This window comes from Paraburkholderia caffeinilytica (genome assembly GCF_003368325.1).
Taxonomy (GTDB): Bacteria; Pseudomonadota; Gammaproteobacteria; order Burkholderiales; family Burkholderiaceae; genus Paraburkholderia; species Paraburkholderia caffeinilytica.
The window spans coordinates 2,518,775-2,532,663 of record NZ_CP031467.1; the positions used below are offsets into that span (position 1 = coordinate 2,518,775).

Sequence of the window (13,889 nt, forward strand, 5' to 3'; positions counted from 1 at the left end):
CTCCCACGTCATCAATTCACCCTCTGACGCTTATCCAGCAAGGCTTTCCGTCGATCCAAACCAGCATGGGACCAGTTGATTGACTGGTATTATGTTGGTTATATAATGGGCTCTCATTTTCGTAGGCCGCATTCTTCCAGACGACCGCCGGAGCCCCATGGAAACTCGCTGGTCCGCACTGACGCCTGACGCACGCAACGTCACGCCGCTCTATCTGCAGCTCGCGCGCAATCTGGCGACGGCGATCCACTGCGGCGTGTGGTCGGCGGGTGAAGCGCTGCCTTCGGAGCGCACGCTTTCCGATGCGATCGGCGTGTCGCGCATCACCGCGCGCAAGGCGATCGAGCTGCTGGTCGAGCAAGGCTTGATCCGGCGGGCGCGGGGTGCGGGCAGCTTCATTACGCCGCGTGTCGAAGATCCGCTGTCGCGGCTCACCGGCTTCACGAAGAAGATGCAGCAACGCGGTTTCCGGCCGGACTCGGTGTGGCTCGAGCGCGATATCCGCGCCGCCAACCGTGACGAGCTGGTGCACCTCGGCCTGTCGCCCGGTGCGGCGGTGGCGAGCCTGCGGCGCCTGCGGCGCGCGGACGGCATCGTGATGGCGGTCGAGCATTCGGCGCTGCCGGTCGCCATCGTGCCCGACCCGCAGGCCATTGGCGTGTCGCTTTACAGCTATCTCGAACAACGCGGCGCCGCCGTCGTGCGCGCCTTGCAGCACTTTCGCGCGGTCAATGCGTCGAGCGAGATCGCCTCGTTGATGGATATCGAACCGCGCTCGGCGCTGCTGGTCATTACCCGTATCGGGTATAGCGCGGACCAGCGTGCGATCGAACTGACCGACACCTACTGCCGCGACGACTACTACGATTTTGTCGCTGAATTGCGCACCTGAATTTCGCAACTGACTGGCGGACCCGAGCGAGGCTACGCGGGCCGCCGTCACGTGCGGCACCGTCGAGCGCAATTCAGTCACACCCCGTATTACGCCTCACCAGAGAGAATCATGCTGACCGGAAACATACTCACCACCGATGGGTGGATTCACGGCACGCTCGAATACGAAAACGGCCGCATTACGGCGCTGACCGGCGAACGTGTCGATCCGTCGAAGAACGACGCGCCGTACATCCTGCCCGGCTTCATCGATCTGCACGTACACGGCGGCGGCGGTTCCGACGTGATGGAAGGCGGCGACGCGATCGAAACCATCGCCCGCACCCATGCGCGTTACGGTACGACCAGTCTGCTCGCCACCACGATGACCGCGCCGCGCGACGAGCTGATGAATGTCGTCGCGGGTCTGGGCAACAACGCGCGTATTCGCACGCCGGGCGGTGCGCGCGTGCTCGGCGTCCATCTGGAAGGTCCGTACATCAATCCGGGCAAGCTCGGCGCGCAACCGGACGCCGCCGTGTCGGCCGTGATGGACGAAGTGCTGAAGTATCTGTCGATCGCGCCGATTCGCGTGGTCACGCTGGCGCCGGAAATCGCCGGCCACATGGAGATCATCTCGGAGATGGCGGCGCGCGGCGTGCGCGTGCAGCTCGGCCATTCGCTCGGCACCTACGACGACGCCGTCGCCGCACTCAAGCACGGTGCGTGCGGCTTCACGCATCTGTTCAACGCGATGTCGCCGATGCATCACCGCAATCCCGGCCTAGTCGGCGCCGCGCTCGCGCACGCCGAATTCGCCGAAATCATTCCCGATTTGCTGCACGTCCATCCGGGTGCGATCCGTGCCGCGTTGCGCGCGATTCCGCGTCTGTACGTCGTGACGGACAGCACCTCGGCCACCGGCATGCCGGACGGCGAATATCGCCTCGGCAGCCAGCATGTGACGAAGTGCCTCGGCGGCGTGCGCCTCGCCGACGGCACGCTCGCCGGCAGCACCCTGACGATGGATCAGGCGCTGCGCAATCTCGTATCGATCGGCTTGCCGATCGCCGATGTTTCAAACCGTTTGTCGCGCTACGCCGCCGACTACCTCGGCATCGAAGACCGCGGCCGTATTGCCCGCGGCGCGTGGGCCGATGTGGTCGTGTTCGATCGTGAACTGGCGTTGACCGCGACATACGTCGAAGGGGAATCAATTGTCGAATATGCTTAAAGAGGCGCTGGCGTCCGCTGAAACGGTCGCCGCGCAACTCGCGGAACCGTCGCGCGTCGAGAAGTTGGCGGCGAAACTCGCCCAGCAGCCGCGCCATGTCGCGCTGACGGTCGCGCGCGGCAGCTCCGACCATGCGGCGAGTTACTTCGCAAGCCTGACGATGAGCCGCCTCGGTGTGCCGGTCGCCTCGCTGCCGATGTCGGTCGCGACCTTGCAGCAAGCGCCGCTGCAGGTGCGCGATCAGCTCGCGCTGGCCTTCTCGCAATCGGGCAAAAGCCCGGATCTGGTCGGCACGATGGAAGCGCTACGCAAGGCCGGCGCGCTGACGGTGGCCGCCGTGAATGCACCGGGCTCGCCGCTGGCGGACGCGTGCGAATTTCATCTTCCGCTCGTCGCGGGTCCGGAGCTGAGCGTCGCGGCAACCAAGAGCTACATCGCGATGCTGTCGATCTCCGCGCAACTGGTCGCTCACTGGCAGAAAGACGACGCACTGCTCGGCGCGTTGAACACGCTGCCCGACGCGCTGCACGCCGCGGGCACGCTCGACTGGTCGAATGCAGTGGACGAACTGCGCGGCATCGAACGCATGATCGTGATCGGCCGCGGTCTGGGCCTCGCGATCGCGCAGGAAGCCGCGTTGAAATTGAAGGAAACCTCCGGCATTCAGGCCGAGGCGTTTTCGAGCGCGGAAGTGCGGCACGGTCCGATGGAACTGATCGACCGCGACTATCCGCTGCTGGTCTTCGCACCGCGCGGCCCTGAACAAGCCGGCTTGCTGCAACTCGCGCGGGACATGCAGGCGCGCGGCGCCCGCGTGCTGCTCGCCGCACCGCACGACGTGCCGGAAGCGACGCTGCCGCTCGCCACCACTGCTCATGCGGCGCTCGATCCGATCGCCGCGATCCTGTCCTTTTACGTGATGGCCGCCGGCCTTGCCGCCGCACGCGGGCGCAATCCTGACGCGCCCCGCCATCTCAACAAAGTCACCGAAACTCACTGACGAGAAATCAGATGCGACGTGTCGAGGAGTCCCGCTTGATGAGCCATTCTGAAGGCCATATTGTTTTGCTCGCGCCGATGACCGGTCCGGTCGTGCCGCTGGCGAACGTGCCCGACCCGGTGTTTTCGGGCGGCATGTTCGGTGACGGCATCGGCATCGATCCGCTCGAGGGGCGACTCGTCGCGCCGTGCGAGGGCACCATCACCCATCTCGCGCGCACTGGTCACGCGGTCACGCTCGCGACGGCCGAAGGCGTGGAGATTCTGCTGCACATCGGCATCGATACGGTCGAGCTGAACGGCAAGGGTTTTGCGCCGATGGTCGCGCAAGGCGCACACGTGCATACCGGAGACGTGCTGATCGAGTTCGACCAGGACCAGGTCGCGCTGAACGCGCCGAGTCTTGTCTCGGTGATCGCGATTGCCAATTCAGATGCGTTCGAGATTGTCGAGCGTGCGCAGGACGGCATGCTGAAGGCCGGCGCAACACCGTTGCTGATACTGCGCGCCCGCAGCGGCGAGGCGGCGCAGGCAGCGCGCGAGGCGAGTGCCACCAACGTGACCGAAGAAGCTCGTCAGCAAGTCACGCTGGTCCACGCAGGCGGTTTGCATGCGCGACCGGCGGCGCGCGCCCGTGAAGCGGCGCGTGGTTTCGATGCGCGTGTCGAAGTGCGTTACGAAGGGCGCAAGGCGGCGATCGAGAGCGTGGTCGGTTTGCTCGGTCTCGGTGCGGGTGAAGGTGCGACTGTCGAATTGCTCGGTGTCGGTCCGCAAGCCCAGGCGGCGGTCGAAGCGATTGCTCACGAGTTGACGCGTGAAGCGCACGGCGAAGTCGAAGAGAAGCCGGCGCGGCAAAGCTCACCGGCGCCACAAGCGGTCGTGCGCGCTGCGGGCGAAGCGCTCGCGCCGAACACGCTCGCGGGCGTGTGTGCGTCGCCGGGCGTCGCGGTCGGCAAGCTGGTGCGCTGGGACGATGCGGATATCGATCCGCCGGAAAAGGCGAACGGCACGTCGGCGGCAGAGAGCCGCTTGCTCGACAAGGCGATTGCCACCGTCGACGCCGACCTCGGTACGACCGTGCGCGATGCGTCGCAACGCGGCGCGGTGGGCGAGGCGGGCATCTTCGCCGTGCATCGTGTATTGCTCGAAGATCCCACGCTGGTCGACGCGGCGCGCGACCTGATCAGCCTCGGCAAGAGCGCCGGCTTTGCATGGCGTGAGGCGATCCGCGCCCAGATCGCCATCCTGACGAATATCGAAGACGCCTTGCTCGCGGAACGTGCCGCCGATCTGCGCGACATCGAAAAGCGCGTATTGCGCGCGCTCGGTTATACGAACGCCGCGGCACGCACGTTGCCGGAAGAGGCCGTGCTCGCGGCTGAAGAGTTCACGCCGTCGGATCTGTCCTCACTGGATCGCTCACGCGTCACGGCACTCGTGATGGCGCGTGGCGGCGCCACTTCGCATGCGGCGATTCTCGCGCGCCAGGCTGGCATTCCGGCACTGGTGGCCGTGGGCGATGCATTGCACGCGATTCCGGAGGGCACGCAAGTGGTCGTGAACGCCACCACCGGCCGCCTCGAATTCGCGCCGACCGAGCTCGACGTCGAACGTGCGCGTCTTGAGCGCAACCGCCTGGCCGGCGTGCGCGAAGCGAACCGCCGTACGTCGCAACAGGCGGCTGTCACTGCCGATGGCCGCGCGATCGAAGTCGCCGCGAACATCGCCACGCTCGACGACGCGAAAACCGCCGTCGACAACGGTGCCGATTCAGTCGGCCTGCTGCGCACCGAGCTGCTGTTCATCCACCGCGCCGCGGCGCCGACCGTCGACGAACATCGTCAGAGCTACCAGGCGATCGTCGATGCGTTGAGCGGCCGCACCGCGATCATTCGCACGCTGGACGTCGGCGCGGACAAGGAAGTCGATTACCTGACACTGCCGCCCGAACCGAATCCGGCGCTCGGCCTGCGCGGCATCCGCCTCGCCCAGGTGCGCCCGGATCTGCTCGACGATCAGTTGCGCGGCCTGCTCGCGGTCCAGCCGCTCGGCGCCGTACGCATCCTGCTGCCGATGGTGACGGATGTCGGTGAGTTGATCCGCATCCGCAAACGCATCGACGAATTCGCCCGTGAATCGGGCCGTACCGAACCGATCGAAGTCGGCGTGATGATCGAAGTGCCATCGGCTGCCTTGCTCGCCGATCAACTGTCGCAACACGCGGATTTCCTGTCGATCGGCACCAACGATCTGACGCAATACACGCTTGCGATGGACCGTTGCCAGGCTGACCTCGCGGCGCAAGCGGACGGCTTGCATCCGGCGGTGCTGCGCCTGATCGCAGCGACCGTGCAGGGCGCGAACAAACATGGCAGGTGGGTCGGCGTATGCGGCGCACTGGCAGGCGATCCGCTGGCCATGCCGCTGCTCGTCGGCCTTGGCGTGACCGAGCTCTCGGTGGATCCGGTCTCGGTGCCGGGCATCAAGGCGCGTGTGCGCAACCTCGATTATCAGCTGTGCCGTCAACGCGCCCAGGATGCTCTGGCGCTCGAATCGGCGCAGGCGGTAAGAGCAGTAAGCCGCGAAACCTGGCCTTTGGACTGAACCCCGCACAGTCCGCAACCAGCTTTCGCTCAGTCATCACGTATAGCTAGAACTCAACGACAACTGTCGACAACGAGACAAGGATTGGAGGTGTCAATGGATGGGAATCCGTTTCTGAAGATTCAGCGCCTGGGACGCGCGCTGATGCTGCCGATAGCCGTGCTGCCGGTTGCCGGCCTGCTGCTGCGATTGGGCCAACCCGATGTGTTCAACATCAAGATGATCGCCGACGCCGGCGGCGCGATCTTCGACAACCTGCCGTTGCTGTTTGCGATCGGCGTGGCGGTCGGCTTCGCGAAAGACAACAACGGCGTGGCAGGTCTCGCGGGTGCGATCGGTTATCTGATCGAGGTCGCGGTGATGAAGGACATCAACGACAAGCTCAACATGGGCGTGTTGTCCGGGATCGTGGCGGGTATCGTCGCGGGCCTGCTGTACAACAGGTACAAAGACATCAAGCTGCCCGACTACCTCGCATTCTTCGGAGGGAAACGCTTCGTGCCGATTGTCACCGGCGTGGCCTGTCTGGCGATAGGCATTGTGTTCGGCTACGTCTGGCAGCCGGTGCAAAGCGTCATCGATACAGCGGGCCATTGGCTGACGACCGCGGGTGCGCTCGGCGCGTTCGTGTTCGGCGTGCTGAACCGTTTGCTGCTCGTCACGGGTCTGCATCACATTCTCAATTCGCTGACGTGGTTCGTGTTCGGCACCTTCACGCCGGCGGGCGGCGCTGCGGTGACGGGCGACCTGCATCGTTTCTTCGCCGGCGACCCGACCGCGGGCACGTTCATGACGGGCTTCTTCCCGGTCATGATGTTCGGCCTGCCGGCCGCGTGTCTCGCGATGTATCACGAGGCGCCGAAAGAGCGCCGCGCGATGGTGTTCGGCCTGCTGGCCTCGATGGCGCTCACCTCGTTCCTGACGGGTGTGACCGAGCCGATCGAATTCAGCTTCATGTTTCTCGCGCCGGTGCTGTACGCGATCCACGCCGTGCTGACGGGCTTGTCGCTGGCGATCTGCTCGGCGCTCGGAATTCATCTCGGCTTCACTTTCTCGGCCGGCTTTATCGACTACGTGCTGAACTACGGCCTGTCGACGAAGGGCTGGTGGGCGATTCCGATCGGCCTCGTGTACATGGTCGTGTACTACGGTCTGTTCCGCTTCTTCATTCGCAAATTCAACATGGCGACGCCGGGCCGCGAACCGGCCGCCGAAGAAGAGCAGATCGAGTCGTTCGCAGCCGGCGGTTTTGTGTCGCCGGTGGCGGGTGCCGCCGTGCCGCGCGCACAACGGTATATCGCCGCGCTGGGCGGCGCGTCGAACCTGTCGGTGGTGGATGCCTGCACGACGCGTCTGCGCCTGTCGGTGGTCGATGCCAATAAGGTCTCGGAAAGCGAACTGAAGACGATCGGCGCGCGTGGCGTGCTCAAGCGCGGCTCGACCAACGTGCAGGTGATCATCGGACCGGAAGCCGACATCATTGCCGATGAAATCCGCACGGTGATCGCGCAAGGCGGCGGCGATGCGGTGAAGCCGGTGGCTGCTGCGGCGCCCGCCGTCGCTGCTGCTCCTGTGGCGGCTGCAAGCGGCGCTGAAGGCGGTCCGCTCGATCCGGATCCGCTGCGTTGGCTCGCGGTGTTCGGCGGCGCGGGCAACGTCGTCTCGCTGGACGCCGTGGCGGCAACGCGCCTGCGGATCGTGGTTCGCGATCCGTCGGTGGTCGATCGTCAACGTCTGGCTACGCTCGATACGGCGTGGGTCTCAGCGGATACGTTCCACATCGTAGTGGGCGACGCCGCTCAGCGCTACGCCGCACAACTGGCGACGCGTGTGTCACCCGATACGAGTGCCGGTGCGGCGCCGCTGCCCGCGTGATCTTATCGAGGCTTTGAGCTGAGTTCGGTCCTCCGCCCAGCCTGGGCGCTACGATAAGTAAAGGGGAGCTGACAGGCGCTGCATTCTGTTTAACCCCATACAAATAAAAAGCGGCACCTTGATTCAAGGTGCCGCTTTTGCGTTTACCGGCTTGAGCCTAACGGCGCGCGGCCGGCGACGGATGCATCAATGTGCTTTTTGCTTACCTGTTTCTAACGGCCGGCGCGATTCCAGCCACATTACGTTGATGATGCCGAACGCCAACGCTACGCCAATGCCGAGAAGCCAACTGAAATACCACATCACAAACTCCTGTTAATCGTATTCCTGATCAATACATTGAATGGTGATTCTCTTCGAGCGCCGCGGCGGTCACCTTGCCTCGCATCACGCGATACACCCAGCTCGTGTAGATCAGGATGATCGGCAGGAAAACGATCACGGCGATCAGCATGATCTGCAGCGTCATGCGGCTCGAGGTCGAATCCCATACGGTCAGGCTGCTGCGGCCGTCGAGCGAGGAGGGCATGATGAACGGGAACATCGAGAAGCCTGCCGTCAAAATCACGCCGATGATCATCAGCGAGGTCGACAGGAAGGCGCTCTTTTCAAAACGCGAACGCGCCAGCAACAAGGCAAATATGCCGCCGACGAGGCCGGCCACCGGCGCGATCACCATCCACGGATAGTTTGCGTAGTTGGTGAGCCACAGGCCGGGTGCGCCGATCACGTTTTTCAGCAGCGGGTTGGCCACCGTGTCGAGCGGCGCGGCGTCGACGATCTGATAGCCGCCGATCATCGTGGCGATCAGCGCGCCGGCAAGCAGAAACAGCACCACGGCGGCGAGCGAAGCGATCCGCAGCGCCAGCGAAGCACGCTCGGCGACGGCACCGTCCGCCTTCATTTTCACGAAGGCTGCGCCGTGCGCGGCCAGCATCGACACGCTAACGAGCCCGCAGAGCACGGCGAATGGGTTGAGCAACGCGAAGAAACTGCCGTGATACGTGACGCGCAGATCGGTGTCGAATGAGAACGGCACGCCTTGCAGCAGGTTGCCGAACGCCACGCCGAACACCAGCGACGGGACGAAGCCGCCGACAAACAACGCCCAATCCCATGCGCTGCGCCAGCGCGGGTCTTCACGCTTGCTGCGGTAGTCGAAGCCGACCGGCCGGAAGAACAACGAGAACAGCACCAGCAGCATTGCAAAGTAGAAGCCGGAGAACGACGCGGCGTACACCAGCGGCCACGCGGCGAACATCGCGCCGCCTGCGGTGATGAACCACACCTGATTGCCTTCCCACGTCGCGCCGACCGTGTTCACGACGATGCGTCGCTCGGCGTCGCTCTTCGCGATGAACGGCAGCAGAATCGCCGCGCCCATGTCGAAGCCGTCGGTGAGCGCGAAGCCGATCAGCAGCACGCCGATCAACACCCACCAGATCAGTTTGAGGGTTGCGTAATCCATGATGATCTTTCCCTTGGAACAGAGTGGCGGCGAATCATGCGGCCGTGTTGGTCGGCAGAGGCTGATTCAGCGGCTGTTGTTGCTCGTGATGGTAGCGCCCCGTGTGCAGCGACGAAGGCCCGAGTCGCGCGTACTTGAACATCAGCATGATTTCGATGATGAACAGCACCGTGTAGAACACCACGAAGCCGGCAATGCTCAAGTAGAGATCGCCCGGCGTCAGGCTCGAGGCGGACAGTGCGGTCGGCAGAATGCCGGCAATGGTCCACGGTTGACGGCCCACTTCAGCGACGATCCAGCCGAATTCGGCAGCGAGCCACGGCAAGGGAATCGCCCACACAGCCCAGCGCAGGAACCAGCGGCGTTTCTCCAGCAGCAACGAGCGCTGCGCGCAGAACCAGAACGCCAGCACGAAGGTCGCAAGAAACAGGATGCCGAGACCGACCATCAGGCGGAACGAGAAGAACACGGGCGCCACCGGCGGAATCGTCTTCTTGGCGGCTTGCACGATCTGATCCGGCGTGGCGTCGGTGACGTTCGGCGTGAACTGTTTGAGCATCAGGCCGTAGCCGAGGTCTTTCTTGTGTGCGTCGAAAGCGGCCTTGGCTTCGTCCGTCGCGTCGCCCTGTTTCAGCTTTTGCAGCGCGGCGTAGGCGAGCATGCCGTTCTTGATGCGTACTTCGTTCTGCGCCATCAGGTCTTTCAGACCGACCACCGGTTCGTCGATCGAGCGCGTGGCGATGAGGCCGAGCGCATACGGAATGCGGATCGCGTAGTCGGTGCGCTCTTCCTTCTGGTTCGGAATGCCGATGATCGTGAAGGGCGCGGGTGCGGGCGCCGTTTCCCATTCGGATTCGATGGCGGCCAGCTTGATCTGCTGAACTTCGCCGGTGCGGTAGCCGGATTCGTCGCCGAGCACGATCACGCATAACGTCGAGGCCAGACCAAAACCGGCGGCAATCGCGAACGAGCGCAAGGCGAATTCGGTGTCGCGGCGCTTCAGCAGATACCACGACGACACGCCGAGCACGAACATCGAAGCGGTCACATAACCGGCCGATACGGTGTGCACGAACTTCACCTGTGCGACCGGATTGAACAGCACCGAGAAGATGCTGTCGAGTTCCATGCGCATGGTCTGGTAGTTGAAAGTCGCGCCGACCGGATTGTTCATCCAGCCGTTGGCCACCAGAATCCACAGCGCCGACAGGTTCGAGCCGAGCGCGACGAGGAACGTGACGGCCACGTGCTGCACTCTCGAGAGCCGCTTCCATCCGAAGAAGAACAGGCCGACGAAGGTGGATTCGAGGAAGAACGCCATCAACCCTTCGACGGCCAGCGGCACGCCGAAAATGTCGCCGACATAGTGCGAGTAGTACGACCAGTTGGTGCCGAACTGGAACTCCAGCGTAAGACCGGTGGTCACGCCCATCGCAAAGTTGATGCCGAAGAGCTTGCCCCAGAATTGGGTCATGTCCTTGTAGATCTGCTTGCCGGTCATCACATAGACCGACTCCATGATGACCAGCAACCAGGACAGACCGAGCGTGAGCGGCACGAACAGAAAGTGATAAAGCGCCGTGATGGCGAACTGGAGGCGCGACAGTTCTACGACTTCGCTAACGGGCATGTTGATCACCTTGGGACGGATGCGAGGCAGGCACGGACAGCAGCGCCTGCGCGACTTGTTCAGGCGGCAGCGACATATGCTCCGCCTGCGGATGATTGAAGAACGCGTACTTGAGCGCCATCAGCAGAGCGAATTTGATGGCGAGGACGATGGCGATATCCCGCGCCAGCGTCGGACCGCGTGCCCAGGCGGCGAGCCGTTTGCGCAGGCTCGAGCGAGGGTTGCTATTGCGATTCAGGGCTAGGGTCATGATCGGTCGAAGGCAACTTCACGCCGGTGTGTCCGGCTGGAACCAGGCTGCGTGAGCGGCCTGGCGAGTGCATCCCGATTCTAGGAGCAAGGACCTTGCGCGCGTGAGTCCGGCACTGCGGCATTGGGTCGCGAACGTCGCCCCGTGCGGACAGTATTGCGATGGGGATTGCGATACGTCAAGAAAGCCGTGTTTGACCGGTAAGTTTCTGATCGAGGACGCGTGCGTCTGCGATTGAGCGCATGCACCGGCGAGCGGGCACAAAAAAGCCCTGCCTTCTTGCGAGGGCAGGGCTCCGTGATCAACCAGTGTGCGCCGGACGAACCGGCACGATTCAAGGTTTCAGGCTTTACGCATATTCGCTCAACGCGCCGCGCATTTTCTTCATTGCGCTCGCTTCGATCTGGCGAATGCGTTCGGCCGACACGCCGAATTCGTCGGCCAGTTCATGCAGCGTCGAGCCGCCCGAACCGTCGTCTTCCACCTTCAGCCAGCGTGCCTCGATGATGCGGCGGCTGCGGGCGTCCAGCGCGTCGAGCGCGCTCGCGATACCGTCGCTTTGCAGCTTGTCGCGCTGACGCGAAGCCAGCACGGCAGTCGGCTCGCTATGCGAGTCGGCGAGGTAGGCGATCGGCGCGTACGACTCTTCGCCGTCTTCGACCTGGCCTTCCAGCGCGATATCGCCGCCGGACAAGCGCGTTTCCATCTCGGCCACTTCTTCCCGCTTCACGTTCAGCTCTTTGGCAAGACCTTCGATCTCGTCCGGCGTGAATGCACCCAGCCCCTGCTTGTGACTGCGCAGGTTGAAGAACAGCTTGCGCTGCGCTTTGGTGGTGGCAACCTTCACCATCCGCCAGTTGCGCAGAATATATTCGTGAATCTCCGCCTTGATCCAGTGCATGGCGTACGACACGAGGCGCACGTTTTGCTCGGGGTCAAAGCGCTTCACGGCCTTCATCAGGCCGATATTGCCTTCCTGGATCAGGTCGGCATGCGGCAGTCCATAACCAAGGTAATTGCGCGCGATCGACACGACCAGCCGCAGGTGCGACAGGACGAGACGGCGCGCGGACCCGAGGTTGTCCTGCTCGCGAAATTCGGTGGCGAACTGGCGTTCTTCCGCCGGCGTCAGCATCGGAATCCGATTTACGGCCTGGATGTAGGCGTCGATATTGCCCAGTTGACCGGGCAGCAGCGAGGAATGCGAGAGCGCCAGTGCACCTGCCGAAGCGGCCTTAGCCGACGACGGGCTCAAAGTACTCGGAAGGGTCATTGCATGGCTCACGTAGGAAACTCCTTTGGAATCAGACAAAAGCGTGTTCAGTTAAAACGACTCCAGCGTTGGATGTTAGCACTCTGATTTGCCGAGTGCTAATACTTAGAGGCCGTAGGGGCATCCAGGTTCCCCATTTCCTATTGAAATTTAGGTTTTGATAGCCATGTGCCGCGCCTGCTGCCCGTCGCATGCGCGCCGTAGAATTTACCTAACGTCTTCCTTTCGCCTTCATAAGTAACCGACTTTTTCTAAAATAGAAGTGACTAATTGCGGGAATTCACTATTCCTCAGACAATCCATCGGATCAGGATTGTCATTAGAATAGATACAACAATGTGCAGGTAATCAACGTTCGACCAGGTCGGGTGTTCGATGAACAACAAGAAAAATGTTTGGCGTGGTCTGGCTCTAAAAAGTGCGGCGGCGGCTTTTCTGCTTGCCGGCTCGGGCCTGGCGGCAGGTGACCAGTTCGGCGTGCAGATCGCCGGCGGTCTCGGCGATAACCACATCAAAAAACTCGATCTCGGTCTGGTGTGGGATCCGAACCTCACGTGGTGGCAGATCGGCGATTGGCATTTCTCGTTGATCGGCGAGGCCCACGTGGCCTGGTGGCATACCGATGAAGGGAATGTGCACGAGAACATCGGCGAAATCGGTGTGACGCCGATCATTCGCTTCATCGACGGAGCGGGTGCGATTCGCCCTTACATCGAAGCGGGCGCCGGTATCCGCCTTCTGTCGAGTCCGACCATCGCGTCTGACCTCTCGCTCGCGACTGCGTTCCAGTTCGCCTCCATGGCGGGTGTCGGCGTGCAGTTCGGCAACCGCCAGCAGTACCAGGCCGGTTACCGCTTCCAGCATATTTCCAACGGCGGTATCAAAGAGCCGAATCCTGGTATAAATTTCCACCAGCTATATTTGCAATATAACTTCTGACGACCGTGGCCACGTTCGGCTTACCGGTGCAAGGGGCTGAGCAATGGCGGCAAAGACAATTGAAGCGATTCGCGGACTCGAGCGAGAACGCTTCCGTGCGATGGTCGACGGCGACGGGCAGTCGCTCGATACGCTGCTCGCGGACAACGTGAGCTATGTCCATACGAACGGCAAGCGTGAAACGAAGCGGCAGTTCATCGACGGTATTACCGCCGGGCGCCGCCGCTATCGGCAGATCGAAGTGCAGTCGCAAGAAGTGCTGCCGGTGGGGCGCGAGACCTGCGTCGTCACCGGGCGCGCGCTGATCGAAATGGAAGCGAACAACGGAGCGCTGCTGTTTCCGATCGCGTACACGGCGATTCACACACAGGAAGATGGGCAATGGCGCCTGATCGCCTGGCAGGCGACGCGTTGCGCGATCGAGTGAGCCATGTGAGCCCACCCGTTTCGCTAGCCGCGCTGGGTGAGCGCCCTGTGAGCGCCCGGACGGGAGTTCGGGCGTGTTGAAGGTTTCGGGCGAATACTGGAACGTCCAGTGAGTATCAGGCCGCACCTGAACGTGTTCCTTGATGAGGCGCGTGAGGGTACGAACGCTTCAATCGTCACGTCGTCGGGAATGCGCTTTTCTTCGATCAGTTTGCGGACGAAATCGAAGTCGGTTTGCGAGACCGACGGGAAGCCGACCTCGATCTCCTTGAAGCAGATCGCGGCCGTCATCTTCGTGCTGGCGCGCGGCGCCGCACG

The 13,889-nt window shown here is 63.0% G+C and carries 12 protein-coding genes and 1 pseudogene; 7 read left to right on the plus strand and 6 right to left on the minus strand.

Annotated features, from left to right (window positions below; genetic code table 11):
* The first annotated feature begins 157 nt into the window (after positions 1–157).
* From DSC91_RS27590 to nagE, 5 genes are all read left to right on the plus strand, one after another.
* Entirely contained in the window at positions 158–892 is a 735-nt protein-coding gene (locus DSC91_RS27590; protein WP_115781755.1) for a GntR family transcriptional regulator, read from the plus strand.
* Positions 893–1,003: 111 nt separating this feature from the next.
* Complete coding sequence (nagA, locus tag DSC91_RS27595; protein ID WP_115781756.1) at positions 1,004–2,107, plus strand: N-acetylglucosamine-6-phosphate deacetylase; 1,104 nt, start codon at positions 1,004–1,006, stop codon at positions 2,105–2,107.
* The gene (locus DSC91_RS27600) at positions 2,100–3,107 is read left to right on the plus strand and encodes an SIS domain-containing protein (protein WP_115781757.1); all 1,008 of its coding nucleotides are present in this window, start codon (positions 2,100–2,102) and stop codon (positions 3,105–3,107) included. Before nagA ends, DSC91_RS27600 begins: the two co-directional genes overlap by 8 nt.
* A 38-nt stretch (positions 3,108–3,145) precedes the next feature.
* On the plus strand, positions 3,146–5,710 hold the full coding sequence (gene ptsP, locus DSC91_RS27605; RefSeq protein ID WP_175172049.1) for a phosphoenolpyruvate--protein phosphotransferase: 2,565 nt from the start codon (positions 3,146–3,148) through the stop codon (positions 5,708–5,710).
* Between the two features lie 96 nt (positions 5,711–5,806).
* Positions 5,807–7,585 (plus strand): N-acetylglucosamine-specific PTS transporter subunit IIBC, encoded by a 1,779-nt coding sequence (gene nagE / locus DSC91_RS27610; RefSeq protein ID WP_115781759.1) that lies wholly within the window; start codon positions 5,807–5,809, stop codon positions 7,583–7,585.
* 186 nt (positions 7,586–7,771) lie between these two features.
* On the opposite strand, the gene cydX is transcribed toward nagE, so the two are convergent.
* From cydX to rpoH, 5 genes are all read right to left on the minus strand, one after another.
* A complete protein-coding gene (gene cydX, locus DSC91_RS27615; protein ID WP_115781760.1) occupies positions 7,772–7,888 on the minus strand; it encodes a cytochrome bd-I oxidase subunit CydX in 117 nt (38 codons plus the stop codon).
* Between the two features lie 28 nt (positions 7,889–7,916).
* Complete coding sequence (gene cydB, locus DSC91_RS27620; protein ID WP_115781761.1) at positions 7,917–9,053, minus strand: cytochrome d ubiquinol oxidase subunit II; 1,137 nt, start codon at positions 9,051–9,053, stop codon at positions 7,917–7,919.
* 34 nt (positions 9,054–9,087) lie between these two features.
* On the minus strand, positions 9,088–10,683 hold the full coding sequence (locus DSC91_RS27625; RefSeq protein WP_115783532.1) for a cytochrome ubiquinol oxidase subunit I: 1,596 nt from the start codon (positions 10,681–10,683) through the stop codon (positions 9,088–9,090).
* Positions 10,673–10,933, minus strand: coding sequence for a cytochrome oxidase putative small subunit CydP (cydP, locus tag DSC91_RS27630; RefSeq protein ID WP_115781762.1), 261 nt, complete (start codon positions 10,931–10,933; stop codon positions 10,673–10,675). Before cydP ends, DSC91_RS27625 begins: the two co-directional genes overlap by 11 nt.
* Before the next feature lie 349 nt (positions 10,934–11,282).
* Positions 11,283–12,218: an RNA polymerase sigma factor RpoH gene (gene rpoH / locus DSC91_RS27635; protein WP_115781763.1), complete on the minus strand. Its 936-nt coding sequence runs from the start codon at positions 12,216–12,218 to the stop codon at positions 11,283–11,285.
* Between the two features lie 363 nt (positions 12,219–12,581).
* On the opposite strand from rpoH, the gene DSC91_RS27640 reads away from it, so the two are divergent.
* Both DSC91_RS27640 and DSC91_RS27645 read left to right on the plus strand, forming a co-directional pair.
* Positions 12,582–13,145 (plus strand): acyloxyacyl hydrolase, encoded by a 564-nt coding sequence (locus tag DSC91_RS27640; protein ID WP_115781764.1) that lies wholly within the window; start codon positions 12,582–12,584, stop codon positions 13,143–13,145.
* A 43-nt stretch (positions 13,146–13,188) separates the two neighbouring features.
* Positions 13,189–13,572, plus strand: a complete 384-nt coding sequence (locus DSC91_RS27645; RefSeq protein ID WP_115781765.1) for a nuclear transport factor 2 family protein — start codon at positions 13,189–13,191, stop codon at positions 13,570–13,572.
* Between the two features lie 51 nt (positions 13,573–13,623).
* On the opposite strand, the pseudogene DSC91_RS27650 reads toward DSC91_RS27645, so the two are convergent.
* A pseudogene (locus DSC91_RS27650) lies at positions 13,624–13,865 on the minus strand (2-isopropylmalate synthase); the annotation flags it as partial.
* Between the last annotated feature and the right edge of the window lie 24 nt (positions 13,866–13,889).